This window comes from Paenibacillus alkalitolerans (assembly GCF_016482785.1).
In the GTDB taxonomy this organism is placed as follows: Bacteria; Bacillota; Bacilli; order Paenibacillales; family YIM-B00363; genus Paenibacillus_AE; species Paenibacillus_AE alkalitolerans.
The window spans coordinates 85,207-98,188 of record NZ_JAEMXM010000016.1; the positions used below are offsets into that span (position 1 = coordinate 85,207).

The window sequence follows — 12,982 nt, forward strand, 5'->3', positions numbered from 1 at the left end:
AATGTCGTCGTCTCATAAGCTATGTTGTTCAGAGGAAAGAATTTCATGCACATAAGCCCGGTCACACATAAATCATTCGCTGCACGCTCGCATCCACGTCCTCCGGACGGCCGTCGAAGACGATTCGGCCTTCCCGCAAGCCTAAGATGCGGTCGCAATACTCGCGGGCCAGCTTGACATCGTGCAAATTGACGATGGTCAAGCATTCCCGTTCCCGCCGTATTCGCGCAATGACATCCATGATGCCGCGCGCGGTCACCGGGTCAAGGCTCGCAACCGGCTCGTCGCCGAGCAGCATCGACGGCTCCTGCACCAGCATGCGGGCGATGGCCACACGCTGCTGCTGTCCGCCGCTCAGCCGTTCCACCCGCTGCGCGAAGTATTCTTGCAAGCCGACGGACCGGAGCGCTTCCTCCGCTTTCAGCCGCTCTTCCCGGCTGAAATAACCGACGGCGTTTTTCCATGCCGGCCGCGATCCGAGCATCCCCAGCAACACGTTGGTCAACACCGTAGTCCGCGGAACGAGTCCGAACGATTGAAACACCATCCCGATTCGGGTTCGGATCACCCGCAGCTCCGGGGGCGGCAGCTTTAACAAATCCGTCCCGTTCCACACGATTGTGCCGCCGGAGGGGCGCACCAGCCCGTTAATGCAGCGGACAAGGGTTGACTTCCCCGCACCGCTTCGTCCGAGAATGCCGATCATCTCCCCGGGCCGGAAAGCCGCGGAAACGCCGTCCAACGCCGGAATTCCGGCTGCGCCGTATGTTACTTTCAACTGATCCAACAACAGCGTCACTTGCCCGCCCCCCTTATATGATGCGGCGCCGAATCCAGGCGCTTGCGGCATCCGCCGCAATGACGAGAACCATAATAACAAGAACGTCGACGGTCACTTGATTGTATTTAAAGATTTTAAAGTGAATGAACAGCAATTGACCTACCCCGCCCGCGCCGATGACGCCTAGAATGAGCGAGGTTCGTATGGCGGCCTCGAACCGGTAAAAATATTGCGACACAACGTTCGGTAAAATTTGCGGCAGTACGGCGTACAATGCGACTGCGCTTCTGGAAGCGCCCGAGGCCTTCAGCGCTTCTTGGGGGATCGGATCCGCCGCCTCCGCCAACTCCGCCAGCAGCTTTCCCAACACGCCTACATTGTGAACCAAGATGGCTAATACCGCGGCGAACGGTCCCGGTCCGACGACGACCAGGAATAACAGTCCCAGCACGACTTCCGGAATCGCGCGAAGAAAGCTGAGGAAAGCGCGGACCGGTCCGGTAACGGAACGTGGCGAAATGTTGGCGGCCGCGAGGAAGCATACAGGCATCGCTATACATAACGCGATTGCTGTAGACAGGAAGGCGATTTCCAATGTCGCCGCCGATTCCGTCAACGCTTGGCGGAGCACGCTCCAGTCGGGAGGGAGCCAGTCGTTGCGCACGAAGTCGACAAAATTAGCCGCGCGGGCCAGCTTCGCGAGATCGATTCCGATTCCGGTCCAGCTGACAGCCGCAGCGGCTGCGACAATGCTTAGAAAGATCAAGTTTCTCTTCGTGAACCAAAGCATGAACGTTCCTCCGTTCGACCGTTACTCCAGCCGGCCTTCCGCTTCGGCGGCAGCACGGATCGATTCGTAATCCGCGTCGCTCGTCTTGGCAAAGCCGGAGATGCCGAATCCTTTCAAGATCGTTTCGTCTTGGATGCCGACGAACGTTTCCTGCAGCTTCGCGATCGTCGGCGCATCAGTGCCTTTCTTGACCGCCCAAGGGTATTGGAACAACGGTTCGGATTGCCAAAGGATCTTGATTTGTTGGCCGTCCACCGTGCCTTGTTCGACCAGATTCTCGTATATGGCGCTGTCGATCGCCCCGGCGTCGACTTCTTTATTTTGGACCGAAAGCGCGGTAATATCGTGAGAGCCCGTAAACCGAACGTCCTTCATCGCATATTCCGTTGCGGACGTATACACGCCCCTGTTTTTTAATTCACGGCCCGGCACCAGCGAACCCGATGTGGAATTCGGGTCCCCGAATGCAAACGAGACGTCGCCGGTCCGCTTCAGCAAATCGTCGAGCGATTCCGACGGGTTGTCTTTATGGGCGATGATATAGGAATAGTAATACGGCTTGTCCTTTACTAGCTGGACGATAATCGCTTCCGCTCCGCTCTTGTGATGCGCAATGACATACGTCAGCGGTCCGAAGAACGCCATATCCACCTGGCCGTAATTCATCGCTTCCACAACGCCGTTGTAATCGGGGTAATCTTCTATCAATACTTCTTTTCCAAGCGCCTCCGCAACGATTCCCTGCAATGTATCGATCGCTTCGCCCAATTGTCCCTCCGTTTGGACCGGAATGACAGCTATGCGAAACGGTTGTTCCGCCGTCGCGCCGCCGCCGGTTCCCCCTGTACAGCCGGATAAAAGTATGGCACAGACCAAGGAGACCGATAACGCGGCGCTTCGGCTCCGGCTGCGGCGCCATATCCCGAATAATGTGTTCATGATGAAGTCCGTCCTCTGCTTTCCGTATATTCATAAGGGTTATGAAAACAAATCATACCTAAATGTAGCAAAAGCCCTCCGGCCTTGTAAAGGTGCGAAGGGCTCTTACTGCTCGCTATATATTTCCTGTGCCGTATGCAGAAATAGCCGGATCAACGGGTCGATATCGCGGGATATCGGATATGCCGCGTAAAAACCGCGGTCCGTCTTGATTTCTGCAAGAGACAGCAGCTCTCTGGGACCGGATAAAGCCCATTTGGAAACCGCGGTGACGCCGACGCCGGCTTGAGCGAGCGCGAGCGCCGATTCGGTCGTTGAAACTTCCGCGGCGACGGAAATACGGTCCGGTGACAATCCTAATTTACGAATCGCTTCTTCGAACGCTTGACGCGTCCCCGAACCTTCTTCGCGAATGACGAAAGGTTGAAGAAGCAGCTCCCGGAGCGGGTCTTCGCGCCGGTCCGGATAGTCGGCCGCTCCGACAATAACGAGGCGGTCGTCAACGATTCGTTCCCACCGCAGCTGCGGCGAAGGGTGGACGGAGCCGACAAAGGCGACGTCGACGGTGCCTTCCTTAACGCAGTTCACGATTTTTTCCGAATCGCCTTCCATGACGGTAAGCTCCAATTGCGGATGCCGTTCGCGGAGCCGCTTCACCATGGGAGGAAGCAAATACGATGCGGGAACCGTCGATGCGCCGATTCGGAGCTTTCCGCGCGTGGACGCCGCAGCCGCCCTGCACTCGTGAATGATCCGCTCCCAATCGCCGGCGATCCCTTTCGCTATATCATACACGCGCCGGCCAATCGCCGTCGGTTCTACGGAGGAAGTGTTCCGGGTCAACAGCGGCACGCCCAATTCATCTTCCAGCGCTTTTATTTGTTTACTGATGGCCGATTGCGTCAACTGCAGCGACTCGGCTGCGTCCGAGAAGCTTCTCGTCTCCACAATGCGAGCGAAGGATTGAAGTCGTTTCAAATTCATAGAAGGCGCCACACCCGGTTCAGCTAATTTAATGGTTTGTTTCATTGTAGCATTTCGCCGGAATTATTTCCTATAAAGCGCAAAGGCCGCATCGGCTAATTATTTTTTTGTAAACCGCAACCTGTTTCTCTTAATTTATGGTAACATATATGACGCGTAAAACTATTAGCCGGTTATTTTTGGTAAGATAGTTTACGGTTATTATTATCTTTCTCATACATAGGAGGAGTACTTCTTCATGCGTAAACATGCGTGGAAAAAGAGTATGTTGGCGGCAACCGTTGCGTTGGGCACATTGGTTGCGCCGATGTGGGCGGTCGCGGCTGACAACGACAGTGTCGTTAAACTTCGGATTATGGAGACGACCGACCTGCACGTGAACATGGTGAACTATGATTATTTTGCGGACAAGCCGACCGACGAATACGGTTTCGCCAAGACGGCCACGCTCATCCGCAAGGCGCGCGAAGAAGCGAAGAACAGCCTGCTCTTCGACAACGGCGATTTAATCCAAGGCAATCCGCTCGGCGATTATGTCGCGAAGGTGGATCCGCTGGAAGACGGCGAGACGCACCCGGTTTATAAAGCGATGAACCTGTTCGATTACGATGCGGGGAATATCGGCAACCACGAGTTCAACTTCGGTTTGGATTTCTTGGAGAACTCGTTGAAAGGATCCGAATTCCCGTATGTGAGCGCCAACGTATTCCACGACGACCGCGACAATGACGAAACTAACGATAAGCCATACTTCAAACAATATCTAATATTGGATAAAAAGGTCGTCGATGAGAGCGGCCAAGAACATACGATCAAAGTCGGCGTCATCGGTTTCGTTCCTCCGCAAATCATGCAGTGGGACAAGACGCATCTCGAAGGCAAAGTCATCGCGAAGGATATCGTGAAGACGGCTCAGGCGCTCGTCCCGAAGATGAAAGAAGAAGGCGCGGACATCGTCGTTGCGATTCCGCACTCCGGTTTCGAGGACATCCCGCAAACCGAATTGATGGAAAACTCCGTTCTCTACTTGAGCAAAGTGCCCGGAATCGATGCCATATTGTTCGGTCATGCGCATAAAGTGTTTCCGGACAAGTCGTTTGAAGGAAAGCCGGGCGTCGACTTGGAGAAAGGCACGATCAACGGAGTGCCTTCCGTTGAACCGGGATTTTGGGGGAACAACCTCGGCATTATCGATCTTGAACTGCAGCAAGCGGACGGCAAATGGAAAGTGATCAATTCGAAAGTCGAAGTGAGAGCCGTTTACGATAAAGACACGAAAACGGCATTGGTGGACGCCGATCACGAAGTGCTTGAAGCCGTGAAGCATGAACATGAAGCAACGATCGAGTATGTTCGCGGTCCGGTCGGAGAAACGACGGCGCCGATCAATAGCTTCTTCGCGCTCGTACAAGACGATCCGTCGATTCAAATCGTGACGGATGCGCAAACTTGGTATGTGAAAAAGGCTCTGCAAGGCACGGAGTACGAAAATCTTCCGCTTCTTTCGGCAGGAGCGCCGTTCAAAGCGGGTGGACGCCAAGGCCCGACATATTATACGAATATTGCGTCCGGTCCGATCGCAATCAAGAACGTTGCGGACTTGTACTTGTATTCGAATACGCTGCACGCGGTTTGGTTGACAGGCGCGGAAGTTCGGGAGTGGCTCGAATGGTCGGCCGGCCAGTTCAACACGATCGACCCGAAGTCCACCGAAGAACAGCAGCTCGTAAACAACGATTTCCCAACGTACAATTTTGACGTAATCGACGGCATTACGTATGAGATCGACGTCACTAAACCGCCGCGGTACGATGCGAGCGGCAAGACGGTTCTCAATCCGGAATCCCACAGGATCGTAAATTTGCAATACAACGGGAAACCGATCGATGAAAAACAGAAGTTCGTGGTCGCCACAAACAATTATCGCGCGTCATCTTCCGTAAGAGCGAATCCGGACGGAGAGCGGATCATTATTAAGTCGCCTGATGAAAACCGGCAAGCGGTGATCGATTATATTAGAGAAAACAAGACGATCAACCCGACCGCGGACGGCAACTGGAAGCTCGCTTCCATCCCGGGCAAGACGAATGTAGTTTACAAGACGTCTCCGGACGCGAAATCGTTCGCGGAAGACATCGATACGTTGTCGTTCATCGGCTTGGAGTCGGACGGGTACGCGAAATTTGCGGTCGACTTGTCTCCTGGTGCCGAGCCTGCGCAGCCGGCAACACCTGCGCAACCTGCAACACCTGCGCAACCTGCAACACCTGCAACACCTGCGCAACCTGCGGCGCCCGCAGCACCGGAGAAGCCTTCCGAACCGGCTGAGAAGACGGAGACGGTATACATCGTGAAGCGCGGCGACACATTGTCGGAGATTGCGGCAAAATTCGGCCTGAAATGGCGGGAGCTTGCGAAGTACAACAAATTGAAAAATCCGCATTTGATCTTCCCGAACCAAAAAATTTCCATTCCGGCAAGCAACTAATATCGAGAATGCGAAACCGTGCAGATTCCGATCTGCGCGGTTTTTTGTTGTGCGAAAATGAATTATATTGAAAAATATTGAAGAAAATACCATTACGTTTTCCGAGGGATCGGGACAAAGCGGGGGCGGTTATGTGATACATACGCAGGATAATACGAACTATAGACGCAAATTAGCGCATCTCAGTCCTTTCGGCACGACCCAATTGCATTATCGGAATCCGTGGATAACGGCATGGTGGTCCGCCGCTTTCCCGGGCGCGGGGCATATTTTGCTTCAAAAATATTTGAGAGGATTCCTTTTGTTTATTTGGGAAATGGTAATCAATACGCAATCCAAACTCAACTTGGCCATGATGTATTCTTTTAACGGTGAATTCGAGATGGCCAAAGAAGTGCTCGAAATTCGCTGGTTGGCGCTGTATGCTCCCGTATACATTTTCGCTATATATGACAGTTACCGTACGACTGTAGATTTAAACAATTTCACCCGGCTGGCCAATTATGAGGATGCACCGATCAGCAACTATAACATCAGTACGCTTGAAATCAATTATTTGGACAAGCGGAAACCGTGGGTTGCTTTTGTTTGGTCGGTGCTGATGCCGGGCATGGGACACTTATACACACATCGAATCGTGAACGGCTTTTTCTCACTCGCAATATGGATCTTGACCGTCTATAAATCGAATTTTTTGCTTGTCATTCATTATTCTTTAATGGCTGATTGGGTGCAAATGCATCGTACAGCCGATTGGGAATGGCTCATGTTTCTCCCCTCCATCTATTTTTTTACGATATACGACTCTTACGCAAACACGATACAATGCAACAAACTATTCGACAAGGAAATGACAAAATATTTGACTCAACGATACGCAAACCTTGATGTCGTTCCGGCAACAGGCGCGAGATGAAAGATGAGGGATAGGCGAACGTGCATGTGGTAGCTTCATTCGATTTTTCTATACACTTGGAGCTGGCTTTGGCGGAGTTGGAAAGCAGGGGAGTAGGGCGCGACAACATTTTGGCGGTGCCTCTGGAACTGCGTCCCGTGCGTCGGGCTATGTTCGATACGATTCACCGGTCGGACGGATCATCCTATCTGGACATCGGAATGGCAGCGGCTGCAGCGTGCTCGGTAATTACCGCGGCCATCGGTTTTAAACTGCTATGGGGACCGATTTACTGGGGATTGATCGGAGCCGCCGGCGGATTTACCGTAGGCTTGATTATCGAGCTTCTGCTGCACCGTAAACGTAAGAAAAGCTACAAACGCAAACGAATGTCGGAAATGTTCGTCCTGGTGCGATGCAGTTATGACATGGCGGAAATGATTGCGGATATATTGTGGAAAAATCGCGCATTCGGGGTTGCGGTCATATCGGATAAAAGAAGCTGACAAAGTTAGGGTGACAACATTGCAAAATAACGCTTACTGCGATATTCCGCCGGTTTTGGCGGTTGTCGTTCCATGTTATAACGAAGAAGATGCGCTGCCGGAATCGATTCGCCAATTGATTCGGAAGCTGGATGAAATGAGCGGAGACGGTCTTATTTCATCCCACAGTTTCCTCTTGTTCGTTGATGACGGAAGCCAAGACAGCACTTGGCCCATTATCGAGCAGTACCGGGCTATGGACGGACGGATTTGCGGTATGAAGCTTGCCCGCAACGCCGGTCATCAGAACGCTTTGTTGGCGGGACTGACGTCGGCGGCCGAATGGGCGGATTGCGTGATCTCGATCGATGCCGATTTGCAGGACGATATCGAATTGATGAGCGAGATGGTGCGGCGATTTCTGGAAGGGAACGACATTGTTTACGGCGTCCGCAGCGAACGCGAGAAAGATTCATGGTTCAAACGGACAACGGCGGTGACGTTTTATCGTTTGATGGCTCGATTCGGCGTACGAATCGTGTTCAATCATGCGGACTATCGTTTGATGAGCCGCCGCGCGCTGCTGCAGCTGGCGGAATTTCGCGAAGTGAATTTGTTTTTGCGAGGGCTCGTTCCGCTGCTCGGTTTCCGTTCCGCACAAGTGGTTTACAAGAGGAAGGAGAGGCAAGCCGGGCAGTCGAAGTATCCGTTCCGGAAGATGCTCTCGTTCGCCTGGAACGGAATTACGTCGTTTAGCGTCATTCCGATCCGGCTTGTTACGCTCGCGGGATGTACGCTGTTTGTTATCAGCGTCGCGGCGGGCATATACGCATTATACGCGAAGTGGACCGGAAGGGCCGTAACCGGATGGACGTCGCTCATGGTATCTCTTTGGTTTATCGGCGGGGTACAGTTAATATGCCTCGGGTTGGTAGGCGAATATATCGGAAAGATATATAAAGAAGTCAAGCATAGACCCCTTTATATCGTGGAGCAAGTATTAAAGGACGATAACAGTGCGAAGATAGCCCGCGATTGGCGTATGCCGCTTTCCAGCAGAGCCGCGGCAGGAAGTTTCGACGAGCGGATGGAAAAGAATGAGACCGGTGATTCGAATGATTCGGGAGCGCTTTATCAATGAGACAATGGAACATCCCGTTGTTGGTGATCTTCTTTGGCGCGGCTTGCCTTCTGGCGGCCGCGCTGTTTGTTCGGCCGATCGTCGGAACAAAAATATTTCGTCTATGTGGAACGTGCTGCGCCGCTTGTTGTGGCAGAAAACTTATAAATTATATATCGTTTAAATAGCAGCTACGCCTGCATTGTTTTACAATGGTTGGGAAGCGGGCTAACGCCTCGCGCATTCCGTTGGAAGCTGCCCTCTGGCGTCCGGAGAAGATGAAATGAAGGGGCGGGGGTTTTTGTGGGAGAAGGTACGAGGATCGTTCCATTAGGGGAATGCGCGCTCATTGTCAAATTCGGCGACGGTATCGATCTCGTTACGCACCGCCGGGTGGTTGAATTGACGCGCAGTTTGGAGGAAAATCCGTTTCCCGGGTTTCAAGAAGCGGTGCCGTCTTATGTATCCGTGGCAGTATATTATGATCCGGTCGCCATTGTTAAGACCGGCCGGTTAGCAGACGGCGCTCAAGCGCAAGTCCGTTCATGGTTAACGGAGCGGGTGTCGCTTGTTGAAGCCGCCGCTGATACGAACGGAGGCGGCATGGCCGGAACCGCGGTTGATATCCCCGTCTGTTACTGCTCCAAGTGCGGTCCGGATTTGCCGTTCGTTGCCGAACATAACAAACTTTCACCGGAGGACGTTATTAAGATCCATACGTCCGGATCGTATACGGTTTATATGATCGGTTTCATGCCAGGATTTCCGTATCTCGGAGGGATGGCGGAGCGAATTTCGGCGCCTCGTCTTGCAACGCCAAGGAAGCGTGTTCCCGCCGGGAGTGTAGGGATCGCAGGAAGTCAGACGGGCATCTATCCTTTCGCTTCACCAGGCGGATGGCGGCTGATCGGCCGCACTTCCATGCCGCTGTTTCAACCGGAGCTTGTACCCCCGAGTTTGTTGACAGCGGGAGATGCGATACGATTCAAGGAAACAACCCACTCGGAGATGGAAGATGGGGGTTCCTTATGACATTGAAAATTATAAAGCCCGGGCTGTTCACAACGGTGCAGGATCGCGGAAGGAAAGGTTGGCAGCAATACGGTGTGTCCGTCGGGGGGGCGATGGATGAATTATCGCTGCGGTTGGCCAACATGCTTGCAGGAAATCCGGAAGATGCCGCGGCACTGGAAATGACATTGTCCGGGGCCGTCATGTCCGTTGAGGAAGAGGTCGTTATGGCGGTGTGCGGCGCCGATATGAATGCGACTGTCAACGGGCTTCCTCTACCGATGTGGCGGCCGGTAACGATTCCGATGGGGAGTACTATACGGTTCGGGACGGCGGTGGAAGGATACCGGACCGTAGTAGCGTTACGCGGCGGAATATCGGTGCCGGAGGTGCTTGGGAGCCGTTCAACGGCTGTGCCAAACCGTTTCGGAGGCTTAGAAGGAAGAGTTCTTAAGTCAGGAGACCGGCTGGAAACGTGTGTGTGCAGGCAAAGGAATGAACAACGTTGCCCGGAGACGGGGAATCGGACCGGCAACGGTTGTTTCAGCGCCGCGGCATGGTTTCTTGGCGTTGAATGGCGAACGCCCGTCATGAACAAGCTCGAGGATGAAGTTACCGAGGTGCGCGTGATGCCCGGGTGTGAGTGGGATCGGTTCGATGATGCAAGCAAGAGCCGGTTCCTCGGAGAAACGTTCGTCATGTTGGCTCAGTCCGACCGCATGGGCGCTCGATTGTCGGGACCGTCGCTGCAAACATTGCCGGGGAGGGATATGCTTTCGGAAGCGGTGATGATGGGCACCGTGCAAGTACCTCCTGACGGACAACCGATCGTGTTGATGGCCGACCGTCAAACGACAGGAGGTTATCCGCGGATCGCACAGGCCGCGTCCGTCGACCTTCCCGCGATCGCCCAAATGCGCCCGGGTGAGCGTATAAGATTTCGGTTGATCGATGCACAAGAAGCTGAAGCCTTGTTGATAGGCCGAGAACGAAATTTGGAGCTTCTCCGTTCGGGATTAGCCTTGTTGAAAGACAAAGAAGCGAGGAGGGGGTATATTTGAAAGTTTCGATAGATATAAACTGCGATCTTGGCGAAAGCTTCGGTGTGTACCGTATGGCCGACGATGAGCGGCTGTTGGACTGGGTGACCTCGGCGAACGTGGCGTGCGGTTTCCATGCAGGCGACCCTTCGACGATGCGCCGCGCCGTGAGAGCTTGCCTGGCGAAAGGCGTTGCGATCGGCGCGCACCCGGGTTTGCAGGATTTGGCCGGATTCGGCCGCCGGGCAATGTCGATTTCGTCCGATGAAGCATATGAAATCGTACTTTACCAAGTTGGAGCGCTGGACGCCTTCATTCGGGCAGAAGGCGGTTCCTTGCGGCATATAAAACCCCACGGAGCGTTGTACCATATGGCGGAAAACAACCCCGGCATAGCGGAAGCGATCGTTCGAGCCGCGGCCGCATACGATGACGGCATAGCCGTGTACGGCATTGCGCATGGAAAATTAGCCGCTTGCGCGGACCGTTTCGGGTTGAAGGCGGTACATGAGGCGTTTGCCGACCGGACCTATGAGAGCGCAGGAAAGTTAACGCCGCGATCGTCGGCACATGCGGTCATCGCCGACCCGCAAGATGCGGCGAAACAAGCGCTTCTCATTGCGAAGGACAGATGCGTAATCACCGTTAGCGGAGATCGAATTCCGCTGCAAGCGGACTCCATATGCATCCACGGCGACAGCTCTCATGCGGCGGCAACGGCAGAGGCGATACACCGGGCGTTCGTTGCTGCCGGGCTAAAGGCAACCTAATCGGTTGCCTTTACGTATAAACGATATGGATGCTGCCTATTGTACGGAATGCGGCGGACGGCTTAAGCGAGTACGTCATTTAGCGGAAGTTTTTCTTGCAACATAAGAATTTACTTTTTTTCATCTGAAAACTTTTAAATTCTTATGTTATAAGCCGGCCGAAGAACGGTCCGGATGAACTCACGTGCCGTTCTTCGGCATTTAAGGTATCCTTCGGACTCAGCCAGCAGCGGATGTATTGGTTTCTTGCAGCTTGTTCTTGATGAATTGTATTTTCTTTAAAGCGTAGAAACGAAGGGGCGCGCCGGTCAATTGGCTAGGCTTAATCGTTGCATTCGTGTCATTGTCGATAATCGTCACTGTCCCGTTCGGATAAAACCGGAACGTATAATCGAATCCTCGTTCCATAAAACGATAATTTCTCAACGTGTTTGCCATATGCAGCACCACCTATCAGAACATTTGTTTGTATACAATATACCAAACATTCGTTCGATTGTGAAGGGTTTTTTCAAATAAATTACAACAATCGGTTCCAGGCAGGATTTTCAAAGTTCGTCTTCGAATACATAATTGATGCGAATGAAAGGAGAGAAAGCATGGATCAATTGCGATATCCGATAGGAAAATTTCGTTGGGAAGGCTCGGCAAGCGAAGAGCAAATCTCCAATTGGATTGACGAAATAGAGCGTTTGCCCGGAAAACTGCGCGACAGCGTGCGGAATATGACCGGCGAGCATTTGGACACTCCGTACCGTCCCGAAGGGTGGACCGTGCGACAAGTCTTGCACCATGTGGCCGACAGCCATATGAACAGTTACGTCCGGTTTAAGCTGGCTGTTACGGAAGACCGGCCGACCATTAAACCATATCGGGAGGAAGTTTGGGCCGAGTTGGAGGATTCGTCGCTTCCTCCGGAAATATCGTTGCAATTGTTAGACGCTCTGACCGAACGATGGGTTGTCTTCCTGCGATCTCTAACTCCGGCTCAGCTTCAGCGAACGTTCTTGCATCCGGAATCGGGTGCAACCCGCATCGATCAAGCAATCGGTTTATACGCTTGGCACGGCGCGCATCACTTGGCGCATGTCGAAAACTTGAAACAGCGAATGGGATGGTCGTAGTGGAGAAGAAAAGAGGCTTCGGCCCGGCATTATGGGATTGGACGAAAACGGGGATCGTAGCGGTGTCCGCAGCGGTCGTAATCAACGCATATGTGCTGCAGGCGTTTCAAGTGAAAGGGGAATCGATGCTCCCGACACTGCACAATTCGGACTCGACCTTTGCGTTTAAAATGCAGTCCTCATACGAATACGGCGATATCGTCATTATCGACAGCCGCATCGGAAAACAGCGGTCATGGCTTGACCCGGTGTTTGAGCATCCTCTCGTGGCGAAGCTCAGAGGAGCGGAGTCGGAGTATCTTTGGGTCAAAAGAGTGATCGGCAAACCCGGAGATACGCTGGAGTTTCGGGATGGAGTCGTTTACCGGAACGGAGAGCCGCTCAAAGAACCTTATGTTTCCGAGCCGATCAAATCTCCGGCGGAAACCGTAACCGTTCCCGTAGGACATGTGTTCGTGATGGGCGACAACCGGAACAACAGTACCGATAGCCGCGTGATCGGCAGCATTCCGCTCGGCAACGTGGTGGGGAAGGTTATTTTTTCATATTAAATAT

14 protein-coding genes are annotated in these 12,982 nt (G+C 53.1%); 9 read left to right on the top strand and 5 right to left on the bottom strand.

Annotated elements, in window-relative coordinates; translation table 11 throughout:
- Window positions 1-61 precede the first annotated feature (61 nt).
- The 4 genes from phnC to JET16_RS21120 form a co-directional block, all read right to left on the bottom strand.
- On the bottom strand, window positions 62-799 hold the full coding sequence (phnC, locus tag JET16_RS21105) for a phosphonate ABC transporter ATP-binding protein (RefSeq protein WP_325176748.1): 738 nt from the start codon (window positions 797-799) through the stop codon (window positions 62-64).
- 13 nt (window positions 800-812) lie between these two features.
- Window positions 813-1,571 (bottom strand): phosphonate ABC transporter, permease protein PhnE, encoded by a 759-nt coding sequence (gene phnE, locus JET16_RS21110; RefSeq protein ID WP_199620100.1) that lies wholly within the window; start codon window positions 1,569-1,571, stop codon window positions 813-815.
- Window positions 1,572-1,592: 21 nt separating this feature from the next.
- Complete coding sequence (phnD, locus tag JET16_RS21115; protein ID WP_199620102.1) at window positions 1,593-2,510, bottom strand: phosphate/phosphite/phosphonate ABC transporter substrate-binding protein; 918 nt, start codon at window positions 2,508-2,510, stop codon at window positions 1,593-1,595.
- A gap of 105 nt (window positions 2,511-2,615) precedes the next feature.
- Complete coding sequence (locus JET16_RS21120) at window positions 2,616-3,539, bottom strand: selenium metabolism-associated LysR family transcriptional regulator (protein ID WP_233532002.1); 924 nt, start codon at window positions 3,537-3,539, stop codon at window positions 2,616-2,618.
- Between the two features lie 193 nt (window positions 3,540-3,732).
- Between JET16_RS21120 and JET16_RS21125 the strand changes: the two genes are divergently transcribed.
- The 7 genes from JET16_RS21125 (at window position 3,733) to JET16_RS21155 (ending at window position 11,303) form a co-directional block, all read left to right on the top strand.
- Window positions 3,733-5,982 (top strand): bifunctional 2',3'-cyclic-nucleotide 2'-phosphodiesterase/3'-nucleotidase, encoded by a 2,250-nt coding sequence (locus JET16_RS21125; RefSeq protein WP_199620104.1) that lies wholly within the window; start codon window positions 3,733-3,735, stop codon window positions 5,980-5,982.
- Between the two features lie 133 nt (window positions 5,983-6,115).
- The gene (locus tag JET16_RS21130) at window positions 6,116-6,898 is read left to right on the top strand and encodes a hypothetical protein (RefSeq protein ID WP_199620105.1); all 783 of its coding nucleotides are present in this window, start codon (window positions 6,116-6,118) and stop codon (window positions 6,896-6,898) included.
- A 26-nt stretch (window positions 6,899-6,924) separates the two neighbouring features.
- Window positions 6,925-7,383 carry a hypothetical protein gene (locus JET16_RS21135; RefSeq protein ID WP_199620106.1) on the top strand — a complete coding sequence of 153 codons (459 nt, stop codon included), beginning with the start codon at window positions 6,925-6,927 and terminating at the stop codon, window positions 7,381-7,383.
- A gap of 19 nt (window positions 7,384-7,402) precedes the next feature.
- Window positions 7,403-8,503 (top strand): glycosyltransferase family 2 protein, encoded by a 1,101-nt coding sequence (locus JET16_RS21140; RefSeq protein ID WP_233532003.1) that lies wholly within the window; start codon window positions 7,403-7,405, stop codon window positions 8,501-8,503.
- 282 nt (window positions 8,504-8,785) lie between these two features.
- Window positions 8,786-9,514 carry a 5-oxoprolinase subunit PxpB gene (pxpB, locus tag JET16_RS21145; RefSeq protein WP_325176749.1) on the top strand — a complete coding sequence of 243 codons (729 nt, stop codon included), beginning with the start codon at window positions 8,786-8,788 and terminating at the stop codon, window positions 9,512-9,514.
- Window positions 9,511-10,554: a 5-oxoprolinase subunit C family protein gene (locus JET16_RS21150; RefSeq protein WP_199620109.1), complete on the top strand. Its 1,044-nt coding sequence runs from the start codon at window positions 9,511-9,513 to the stop codon at window positions 10,552-10,554. Before pxpB ends, JET16_RS21150 begins: the two co-directional genes overlap by 4 nt.
- Window positions 10,551-11,303: a LamB/YcsF family protein gene (locus tag JET16_RS21155; protein WP_199620112.1), complete on the top strand. Its 753-nt coding sequence runs from the start codon at window positions 10,551-10,553 to the stop codon at window positions 11,301-11,303. Before JET16_RS21150 ends, JET16_RS21155 begins: the two co-directional genes overlap by 4 nt.
- Window positions 11,304-11,522: 219 nt before the next feature.
- On the opposite strand, the gene JET16_RS21160 is transcribed toward JET16_RS21155, so the two are convergent.
- A complete protein-coding gene (locus tag JET16_RS21160) occupies window positions 11,523-11,741 on the bottom strand; it encodes a hypothetical protein (RefSeq protein WP_199620115.1) in 219 nt (72 codons plus the stop codon).
- 161 nt (window positions 11,742-11,902) lie between these two features.
- On the opposite strand from JET16_RS21160, the gene JET16_RS21165 reads away from it, so the two are divergent.
- A complete protein-coding gene (locus tag JET16_RS21165) occupies window positions 11,903-12,427 on the top strand; it encodes a YfiT family bacillithiol transferase (RefSeq protein WP_199620118.1) in 525 nt (174 codons plus the stop codon).
- Complete coding sequence (lepB, locus tag JET16_RS21170) at window positions 12,427-12,978, top strand: signal peptidase I (RefSeq protein WP_325176750.1); 552 nt, start codon at window positions 12,427-12,429, stop codon at window positions 12,976-12,978. Before JET16_RS21165 ends, lepB begins: the two co-directional genes overlap by 1 nt.
- Window positions 12,979-12,982 lie beyond the last annotated feature (4 nt).

Excerpts from the sequence above, each read along its gene's own strand:
- phnE (WP_199620100.1), bottom strand. The coding sequence starts at position 1,571 with ATGCTTTGGTTCACGAAGAGAAACTTGATCTTTCTAAGCATTGTCGCA.
- phnD (WP_199620102.1), bottom strand. The coding sequence starts at position 2,510 with ATGAACACATTATTCGGGATATGGCGCCGCAGCCGGAGCCGAAGCGCC.
- JET16_RS21120 (WP_233532002.1), bottom strand. The coding sequence starts at position 3,539 with ATGAAACAAACCATTAAATTAGCTGAACCGGGTGTGGCGCCTTCTATG.
- JET16_RS21125 (WP_199620104.1), top strand. The coding sequence starts at position 3,733 with ATGCGTAAACATGCGTGGAAAAAGAGTATGTTGGCGGCAACCGTTGCG.
- JET16_RS21150 (WP_199620109.1), top strand. The coding sequence starts at position 9,511 with ATGACATTGAAAATTATAAAGCCCGGGCTGTTCACAACGGTGCAGGAT.
- JET16_RS21160 (WP_199620115.1), bottom strand. The coding sequence starts at position 11,741 with ATGGCAAACACGTTGAGAAATTATCGTTTTATGGAACGAGGATTCGAT.
- JET16_RS21165 (WP_199620118.1), top strand. The coding sequence starts at position 11,903 with ATGGATCAATTGCGATATCCGATAGGAAAATTTCGTTGGGAAGGCTCG.